Here is a 9,688-nt window from a genome sequence, read left to right on the forward strand (position 1 = left end):
AAACAAAAGTAAAAAGCAGTCAAATCGTAAAAAAGGCCATAGTCGCAAAAGGAACTTTTTATCGTTATTTCAATGATAACGTTTCCCTCATCAATCATTTGATGATGAAATATAGCTCATCCTTGATTGATGAAGCCTTGATACAAGCGTCTAACGCAAATCATTGATGATTCAATTGACCATCTCAAAGAAATACTATTTGAATCCATTCACAAAATGATCAGAAGGAATTACACAAAAGGAGATGAATCTTATGAAACGTTTAAGTGAGTTCATCGTAAAAAAGAGGAACATCATACTCGTCATAGCCGTCCTATTATTGATACCAAGTGCCATTGGCTATGCACGAACCAAAGTCAATTATGACCTATTAAGCTATTTACCATCAGATGCAGAATCAATGATAGCACAAACCTCTTTGAGCGATGATTTTGAATTAGCTAGTACCGGCATGTTAGTTGTAGAACATATGCCTGATAAAAATGTTGCGAAATTAAAAGAAGAAATCAAGCAAATTGATGGTGTAAAAGATGTCCTTTGGAGAGGGGATGTCATCGATCTTTCCATTCCTAAAGAAATCTTGCCTAAAGATGTTAAGGAAATGCTATATTCCAAAGAAAGCACTTTAATGGTGATCACCTTTCAAGAAGATACTGCTTCACAAAGAACGATGGATGCCATTCAAAAAATCAAAGGATATGCTGATAAGGAATGCTATTTAGGAGGCTTTTCCGCTATTACCGAAGATACCAAGGATTTAATGAATCAAGAAACACCGCTTTATGCGATCACGGCAATTGGTCTTTGTGTCATCGTACTGTTCATGGGGCTAGAATCTACGATAGCACCGTTTGTATTTGTCCTAGGTATGATATTCCCGATTGCTTATAACTTTGGCACAAATTTCTTTTTAGGCGAAATATCTTATATCACCAAGGCCTTAGCATTGGTATTGCAGCTAGGAGTTACCATGGATTATTCTATTTTCCTACTTCATCGTTTCCAAGAAGAAAAAAACAAATGTAGTCATCGAGAAGAAGCCATGTCAAATGCGATACAAGCAACCTTTTCCTCTATCACCAGTTCTTCCATCACAACCATTGCAGGTTTTTTAGCCTTATGTGGAATGCAACTTACTTTAGGGAAAGATATTGGAATCGTCATGGCAAAAGGTGTAATCTTCGGTGTGCTTTCTACCATCATCATTTTGCCTTCTTTGTTAATGCGATTTGATCGATATATCGTGAAATGGCACCACCCCATCCTATTAAAAGAACCTAAGATGCTACCAAGCTTTCTAACAAAACACTATAAAAGTATTCCTATCGTATTCTTATTGATCTTTATTCCCATGAGCTATGCTCAAGCGCATACCAATGTTTACTATGACTTGAATTCCACAATGCCTCAAAGCTTTCCAAGTGTCATAGGTACCAATAAACTAAAAGACCAATTTCATATGACAACAACGCACTTCCTTTTAGTAGATGAGTCATTGAAAAACTATCAAATCAAAGATATTTGCGATCAAGTTGAACAATTAGATGGCGTATACTCTGTGGTTTCCTATGAAAGTATCATTGGTGGAGGTATTCCAGAGCAATTAGAACCCAAAGCTATCAAGAATATCCTTCAAAATGGTGGAAAGAAAATGATACTGGTCAATAGTACATTTCAATCAGCTACGGATGAAGAAAATGAACAATTAAACAAGATAGATGACATCATGCATCAATACGATCAAACAGCCGTCATTGCCGGAGAAGGTAGTCTAACGAGGGATTTGATTACAACAACAGATATCGACTTTAAAATGGTTAATATGTTATCCGTTGCGGCAATTTTTATCATCATTGCTATCACCTTCCGTTCCCTGTTTTTACCAATTGTGCTTGTCGCTTCCATTGAATTTGCAATTTGTATCAATATGGGAATACCTTATTTTACAGGATCAACACTTCCCTTTATCGCAAGCATCGTTATTGGAACCATTCAGTTAGGTGCAACGGTAGACTACGCAATTTTGATGACGACAAGATATAAAGAAGAATTGTTGCTAGGAAATAATGTTGTGAATGCCGCAAAAGAAGCTGCCACTAAATCTGCACCAAGTATCATCACTTCCGGACTATCCTTCTTCGCTGCATGTATTGGTGTATCCTTCATATCTAAAATGGATTTGATCAAAAGTTTATGTATGCTCATATCAAGAGGAGCGATAATTTCCATGTTGGTCATTCTATTGGTACTTCCTGCATTATTGATTGTTTGTCATAAGCTCATAGAAAAAACAACAAAAGACTGGCCAAAAGCCGATTTGAAATAAGAAAGAGGAAAGATATATATGAAGAAAAATGTAAAAGTTGTAACATGTACGATTTTAAGCATGATGCTGACACAAAATAGTTTCGCATTGTTCGCAAAAGAAGAAGCAAATACAACAAAGGATGAAACAGTATATGCAATGCTTCATAGTGATGGTAGCGTTGATGAAGAAATCGTCAGCAGTTGGTTGCATAACGATGATGGTATCAAGGATATCAAAGAAAAATTAGATATCCAAGATGTAAGAAATGTAAAAAGCGATGATGAACCTACTGTTCACAACAATATGTATGTTTGGAATTCTGATTCCAATGATGTTTATTATGAAGGAAAAACAAAGAAAGCTTTGCCAATAGATGTGAAAGTAACTTATAAGTTAAACGGTAAACCAAAAACAGGAGAAGAATTGATTGGACAAAGTGGCAAGCTGGAAATTCATATTCAGATGAAAAATACAAAAACCAAAGTAGTGAATATCAATGGTAAAGATACAAAGATCCATCCACTTTACGTTGGCGCTGGGATGGTAGATTTAGATACCGACCATTTTAAAAACGTAAAGATCAATTCTGGTAATATCATATCTGAAGGAAACAACCAAATTGTAGGTTTTATCAGTGTTCCCGGCTTGGAAGATACAATAAAAAGTAGTGGTATTCCTACAGATGCATTTGGTTTCAGTGATGAATATATCATAAGTTGTGATACAAAAGACTTCGCTTTAGGACCTATTATGATAGCATTTACTCCTGAGGTATCCTTAGATAAGTTAAAGGATATCAATTCTATTGATGACTTAACTCAAGGATTAGATCAATTAAATCTTGCAAGCCAACAGTTATTAGAAGGCACCTCTCAGCTGGCAGATGGAACCAATACCTTTGCTGATAAAATGTCAGATTTAGTTCATGGTGTACCAGAATTAACAGATGGCGTTACTACACTAAAAAACGGAACAGCGCAGTTAGTAAACGGTTCAAAAGATCTGAATAACAACCTTTCCACACTAAATGTTGGTCTACAACAAGCAAAAAAAGGTAGCGAAACACTTTTAAACAGTACTGCACAAAGCTCTGATCTGGCAAATGGTGCCATGAGAATCGATCAGGGTATCGGACAAATGCAAACACTTCTTAATGAAAAACAGCAAGAATTTACTGCCTTATTAGAAAGTGAAACATATCAAAGCTTAATGAATAGCTTATCTCTTCTACAAGATCTATCTCAAAATATCACGAAATTACAAACGGGTGCTAACGATATAAACCAAGCCATCAATGATCAAAATGTACAAGATGCTGCTGTAAATTTACAAAAAAATGCGCAAGAAACTTTAGCAGCATGTCAAAACGAAACCATCTTGGATGAACAGCAATGTAAATTAGCAAAAGAGCAAATGCTCGTATCAAGCACTCTATTAGGAACGTCACAAGGTGTATCAGATTTAAATAATGAGTTACAAGCATTACAAGAATCAACAAAACTAATGTCTTCCTTACCTGAAGCAGCGCAACAATTAAATAAAAGTATTACTGCTTTCCAACAAGAATTTCAAACCGCCAATGAACAGGTTGCACAACTAAAAATAGGTTCCAGTCAATTGGTATCAGGCATTTCAACCCTAAATAAAGGTATCACCACATTAGATGGTTCTATGGATATGATTGCAACAGGAGCATCCAAACTTTATGATGGTAGCAAAGCCTTAGCATTTGGCATTCAAAATGCAGATCAAGGAGTTTCACAACTGAAAAACGGATCATTTACAATTCAAGATGGCGCAAATCAACTATATGCTGCAAGTCATACTCTTGCGGATAAAACAAAAGAACTTCACCAAGGTATGGGAACTTTCCATCAAGATGGTGTCTATAAAATGAAATCTGAAGTCTCCTTAACGATGGATGAAATCACTCAATTATTAGCAATCAAAGATGAAATCGTAAAACAAGCAGAAGAAGAACACAGTTTTACAGGTGCACCAGAACATAGTCAATCTAGTGTGAAATTTATTTATAAGACTGAGGAATTGGAAAAGGAAAAAAAGTAACAACCCGGAAATAAGATATGAAAGATAACAAGCAATGAAAAGACTAAGTATCATACGGAATGTAATAAAACATTTACTTTCATAGTGATATGTTCCTATCTTACGTTTTTATGATAACACTTCAAAATCGAAACCCTAGTCTTATATATCTTCCAACACTTTATAAATAATAATAAAACAGCCTCCTATTTCTTGATACGAATGTCAAAAGATGTTAACTATTAGAAAACCGCAAACAGACTTGTAAATCCTTAGGTCTTTGTTATATAATAGCAACATCAAGGAGGCTGTTTATGGAAAAAAAACAATACATTTGCCCGAAATGTGGCAATATGCATTATGAAAGTGATCAATTTCAAGCAACAGGTGGCAACTTCGCAAAAATATTTGATGTACAGAACAAAAAATTTGTCACTATTTCTTGCACACGATGCGGATATACAGAATTATATAAGCGTGAAACTGATGCTGCTTGGAATATCCTGGACTTCTTCACAAATTAAAGAGCGCATGCTCTTTTTTTATTGATAAATCGCATGATCCTGTTGCTTCTTTGCTTTCCCTTGTACAAGTTCTATCGCTTTTTTTAATTTCAATGTCCATGGCAAAAGCTGTAAAATAAATATTGAATAAGCAAATAACTCCGGAGACGATGTATATGTGGAAAATGTTTGAATCATAAACGGTAACAAGGGGAAAAATGCAATACCTTCACAAAGCAAGAGAATGAAAAACACTTTACCTACAGTGTGCTTTTTCAGAAAAGCAATCATACGAGCTGATGAAATATGACACACTTTATAAAGCAGCAAAAAAATCAGCGCTGGTATCAGGATAGATAATGTTTCACTTAATTGAAGTAATACGACATAACACAAGATAAACATCCTTTACCTCCTAAAAAAACCATTGACTTCTATCAATGGTTTCATCATACCCTATTTCTTTAATTCTGCCAACTTTTTATTGATTTTCAAATATATTCTACTATAGATTGCGAAAATCAACAAGATAACGATACTAATGGTGATGGATAAAATCAAGAATATCGTATCCACTCTACCTATTTTGGAATTTAGGAAAAACAAAAACAATCCCATCAATAAAAGACAAATCACCATCATGGCCAAAAGTGTTCTCCATGAGCTTAATAAACGCTCATACAAAGCAATTCTGGAAATTCTATCACTGAAAATATGAGGCTCGGGTGATTCTTCATCAACCTCAGTACGAAAATAATTCCATACTCCATCAAATTCACCCTTTTCATGATAAATATTTTCCCAACCTGCATCAGCATAATTAGCGGCATAACGCTCCCCATCTCGCTTATCTTTCTCATAATAACCAAGATGATAGAAATAATTTTTTGTTTCCCCTGTACGGAAAACATACTGTATGCCAGCTTTTTTTACGAAATGCATGCCACCAAGTGACATTTGATGTAAATAGGCAGCTTCCTCTTCCATATCAGATACAAAAAACAATTTATAGCGCTTAATCTCACCCGGAGCCAAAACAACCTTATCAGGTTTAATTTCGTTTTTTTCTGCTTTTTTGTCTTGAATATTGGCATGAGCTTTCTTTAATACAACAGCACTTTTATGCTTTAATATACCCGCTTTTTCTTTTACAACTTTAATGATTTGATTTATGATTTGCGAAAGTTCTTCTTTTTTATTTTTTTGCGAATTTTGTGATGAGCTGACTGTATCTATCACAGCCTGCACTTGATCTGTCTGTGGATTTTCATCGGGTTCCTGCTTTGGTGTACTTTCATCTATCGGCTTTGTGTCGAAGAGATCTTGTATAACAGATTCCTCTTTGACAGACTGATTTTCTTTGATATCTTCATTATTCATATCAGGACCTCCTTAGCCGTACCTTTTAAATTTAACATGATATAGTAAACATGTCAAATTAATGAAAACATTAACAAGTCTATTCACAAGGAAACAAACTTAATAAATCTTTGAAAGATGTAATAATTTCATCATAGCTATCAACTTCCCCAAATCCATAAGCAGCATAGATAAACGGAATTCCCGCCTCTTTACTGGCAATCATATCCTTTTGCGTATCACCAATATAGATAGCCTGCTTCATTTGATTACGCTCCATAATAAGCCTGATATTATCACTCTTTTTTAGGCCCGTCCTTCCGCTACATTCAAAATCAATAAAATAATCTCTTATCGGATGTACAGTAAATAAGGCATCAACATAACCATCCTGACAATTGCTTACAATATATAAATTATATTGTTTAGAAAGTAGATCTAATACATGAATAACATCTGGATATAACGTTCCACCATGTTTTGTTAAATGCTTGTTTTCATTTTCAAAGCACTGTTCTAACAGAACCATTCTTTTTTCTTTTGATAAATATGGAAAGAAAGTATCCGCAATTTCTTCAGGTAAGAACCCCATGATTCCTGCCATCATTTCATCCGTAATCAATGGATATGTATCATTGACTCTTTTTAAGACTTCGTTATATGCCTTTGTTATCTCATGTGTCGCATCCCATAAGGTACCATCAATATCAAATATCAGATTTTGTTTCGTCATCATCATTCTCCTATCAAATATTTCGTTTTCATGATACCATATTTTTCGATATATATCTATGTATCTTTTGCTTGCATCAAAATATTACAATACCAACAGTTCTCGTCATGGATAAGATCAAGACGAAGCTTTTTACCGTTATTTAACTGATATTGCTGTTTACTGTTGATCGCTAAAAGAAATCGTCCAGTTTTGCATACAAAATCATTTCCATATTCTAAGAAAAGACAATCATTTATGATTTTAAATGATGAAGTGGTCCAAGTACCACTACGATGATACACGGCTTTCTTTTTTTCTTGAATTGACTTTGCCATTTTGGATGCCATATGATAAAGCATCCATTGTGAAGATTTATCAATACTCGAAGGATATCGATAAGCAGAAAAACATAGACATTTTTTTCGTTTTACCATCTTTTCTATCAAATCATGTAATGCAGATACGTAAATTTTTTCATAAGCCAACAGCAACTGGTGCTGCTCCTCATCTGTTCTTAGGCGAATTTGTACAGTATAGTACATAGTATCATCTCCTTTTTTTGCCTCTATATATATACATACGAAAAAGGGTGGCAAAAATCCTAAAGTTATTTAAATTTTTTTAAATTTGTAAGAAATAATAAAAAAATGTAGCTATATATAGGTTTATTTTACTTTTTTTTAGGATTTTGGGATTTCTTTACGTATATAAATAATAGGAGGTGAATTTTATGTATATTACCATCAAGGCGAATCTGCTCGTCAATGACTATATTGTTCGTGTTTTAGAAGAGTATGAAAAATGCTATCATATGGAATTGGAAAGGTTGATTCAATGCTATCAGAAAGCAGGTCAAGTTTATTTCATAGGCTATAGGGAGATGAGTAACAAAATTTCATTTCATTCTAAAGAACATTTATTGCGCTTATCTCAAAAATTCTATGAAATAAGAAAAACTCATCCGAAGGCGATATTTCATCGTATGTTCGTCTTAAGTAATCGTTCTTTTCAAATTACTAAAAGTAGGATTTCTATGCAATTTGGACATGCATTTCAAAGATCAACCATAACATGTAACTCTACTTTAAATGAATATCAGTGTCGTAAAATAGAGCAATCAGAAATTCTTCGATTGGATGTAAAAAAAGAGTCCAAGCATTATGTTGTGCGCATAATTCTAAAACAAGCTGATATGTTGTTTGATGAAACAAAACAGAAAGTTATGGGAATAGATTTAGGTATGAAATGTCCCGCAGTCTGTTTTACGGAGGATAATAAGGTTAAATTTATAGGTAATGGAAGAGAGATTAAATATCATGAGAGAATTTTGAAGCAACGTTATCAAAAACTACAGAAAACTGGAAATGCAAAAAAATTGGAAAAGCACGCTCATCTATTACATAATTACAAAAACCATATCGATCACTGTATTTCAAAGGAAATTGTTGATTTTGCATTAGAAGAAAGTGTTAGTGTGATACGTTTAGAAAAATTGACACATCTTCAACAAAAATTTCATCGCCATGATCAGGTTTGCTGGTCTTATCAACGAGTATCTCATTTTATAGAGTATAAAGCAAATCAAGTAGGTATTCGTGTTGAGTATGTCGATCCATATTTAACAACGAAAAGATGTCCTTCATGTGGAAAAATTAACAATGTTAAGGGACGTGATTATCGTTGCCGTTGTGGATTTCGGAAACATCGTGATTTAGTGGGTGCAATGAATATACTTTATGCACCTAAGGCCTAATCGGTCTGCCCTGAAAGCTAATACGCTCTGTTCAGGGATGGTTTAAACGCACCTGAGTCCTTGCTGATTGATAAAAAGCGTTTAGGAGTTTGAACTCATGTGCTGCGTGCGGCACAGCGAAGGTTTAACCTTTGCTATAGGAGCGCTATTAGCTTTCATAGTAATGGCGCTTTTATTTTATTTTACGATTAAGGTGTAGAGCCTTATATATGAGAAATATGAACATTTAGAACTGATTTTGTAGGCTGTATATGACTTTCCGTATTAAATTTGATTGCTTAGTACATTTGTACAAATATTACAAATATAGGGAAAAACAGTTTATTTAAAGAGTGCCCCTTCCTATTTGCAATAGGAGATTTAAGACATAGAGCGTTATTAGGAAAGAAACTGGCCTATTAGGGGCGTACCTCTCCTACTCGACATAGAAAAAAACATCCTTACGGATGTTATTTGCATATGGCGGAGTAGGAGAGATTTGAACTCTCGCGCCAGTTTCCCGACCTATACCCTTAGCAGGGGCACCTCTTCAGCCTCTTGAGTACTACTCCAGCATGACCAACAGAACAAAAGCGATTGCTTGATTTTCTATTGCCATAAAAGTATACCATAGTAGTTTTTAAAAGTCTAGCAGATTTTTGAAAATTCAATAAAAAAGGCCAAATTTTTTCAAAATTATTCAGAGAATAAAAATCAATTTCATCCTATAGAAATTATGTTGAGTTTTATAGCCATACCTTCAAGAGCCCATGAAAATGCCATTCACCCTAAAGGATGGATTACTTTCAATATAGTCTATTGCCCAACTACCGATAAGTTTTCCAAAATAATGAAACGCTGCTGGTAACGCTGGATTTTTATTATCACTTATGAGCGCTTCTACAAAGTTTTGCATTAATATTTCTTCCAATATAAATAAATTCTAATTATTCAAACACATGGTATTATCCTTTTTTCTTATTTAAATCGATCATCATCTCACTTGACCCACAATCATAACGCTC

General features: G+C 34.3%; 9 protein-coding genes and 1 tRNA gene. 4 read left to right on the forward strand and 6 right to left on the reverse strand.

All coding sequences use genetic code 11. The features are described from left to right. The first annotated feature begins 253 nt into the window (after positions 1-253). The 3 genes from UGRO018_RS14280 (at position 254) to UGRO018_RS14290 (ending at position 4,878) form a co-directional block, all read left to right on the forward strand. Positions 254-2,326, forward strand: a complete 2,073-nt coding sequence (locus UGRO018_RS14280) for an efflux RND transporter permease subunit (protein ID WP_416327169.1) — start codon at positions 254-256, stop codon at positions 2,324-2,326. Between the two features lie 18 nt (positions 2,327-2,344). Beyond that, entirely contained in the window at positions 2,345-4,375 is a 2,031-nt protein-coding gene (locus UGRO018_RS14285; RefSeq protein ID WP_416327170.1) for a hypothetical protein, read from the forward strand. A gap of 293 nt (positions 4,376-4,668) precedes the next feature. Beyond that, a complete protein-coding gene (locus tag UGRO018_RS14290) occupies positions 4,669-4,878 on the forward strand; it encodes a zinc ribbon domain-containing protein (RefSeq protein ID WP_416327171.1) in 210 nt (69 codons plus the stop codon). Positions 4,879-4,896: 18 nt separating this feature from the next. On the opposite strand, the gene UGRO018_RS14295 is transcribed toward UGRO018_RS14290, so the two are convergent. The 4 genes from UGRO018_RS14295 to UGRO018_RS14310 form a co-directional block, all read right to left on the reverse strand. Continuing rightward, positions 4,897-5,262: a hypothetical protein gene (locus UGRO018_RS14295; RefSeq protein WP_416327172.1), complete on the reverse strand. Its 366-nt coding sequence runs from the start codon at positions 5,260-5,262 to the stop codon at positions 4,897-4,899. A 51-nt stretch (positions 5,263-5,313) separates the two neighbouring features. Next, the gene (locus tag UGRO018_RS14300) at positions 5,314-6,237 is read right to left on the reverse strand and encodes a DUF2812 domain-containing protein (protein ID WP_416327173.1); all 924 of its coding nucleotides are present in this window, start codon (positions 6,235-6,237) and stop codon (positions 5,314-5,316) included. A gap of 79 nt (positions 6,238-6,316) precedes the next feature. Next, positions 6,317-6,949, reverse strand: coding sequence for an HAD family hydrolase (locus UGRO018_RS14305; protein WP_416327174.1), 633 nt, complete (start codon positions 6,947-6,949; stop codon positions 6,317-6,319). 56 nt (positions 6,950-7,005) lie between these two features. Then, the gene (locus UGRO018_RS14310; protein WP_416327175.1) at positions 7,006-7,473 is read right to left on the reverse strand and encodes a hypothetical protein; all 468 of its coding nucleotides are present in this window, start codon (positions 7,471-7,473) and stop codon (positions 7,006-7,008) included. Between the two features lie 188 nt (positions 7,474-7,661). Between UGRO018_RS14310 and UGRO018_RS14315 the strand changes: the two genes are divergently transcribed. Then, a complete protein-coding gene (locus tag UGRO018_RS14315; protein ID WP_416327176.1) occupies positions 7,662-8,684 on the forward strand; it encodes an RNA-guided endonuclease InsQ/TnpB family protein in 1,023 nt (340 codons plus the stop codon). A 460-nt stretch (positions 8,685-9,144) separates the two neighbouring features. Here the strand turns inward: UGRO018_RS14315 and UGRO018_RS14320 are convergent. Continuing rightward, positions 9,145-9,235, reverse strand: a tRNA-Ser gene (locus tag UGRO018_RS14320). Between the two features lie 188 nt (positions 9,236-9,423). Next, positions 9,424-9,579 carry a hypothetical protein gene (locus UGRO018_RS14325; protein WP_416327177.1) on the reverse strand — a complete coding sequence of 52 codons (156 nt, stop codon included), beginning with the start codon at positions 9,577-9,579 and terminating at the stop codon, positions 9,424-9,426. Positions 9,580-9,688: the final 109 nt, after the last annotated feature.

The organism is Hoskinsella mucinilytica, from assembly GCF_045223415.1.
Classification (GTDB): Bacteria; Bacillota_I; Bacilli_A; order Erysipelotrichales; family Erysipelotrichaceae; genus Hoskinsella; species Hoskinsella mucinilytica.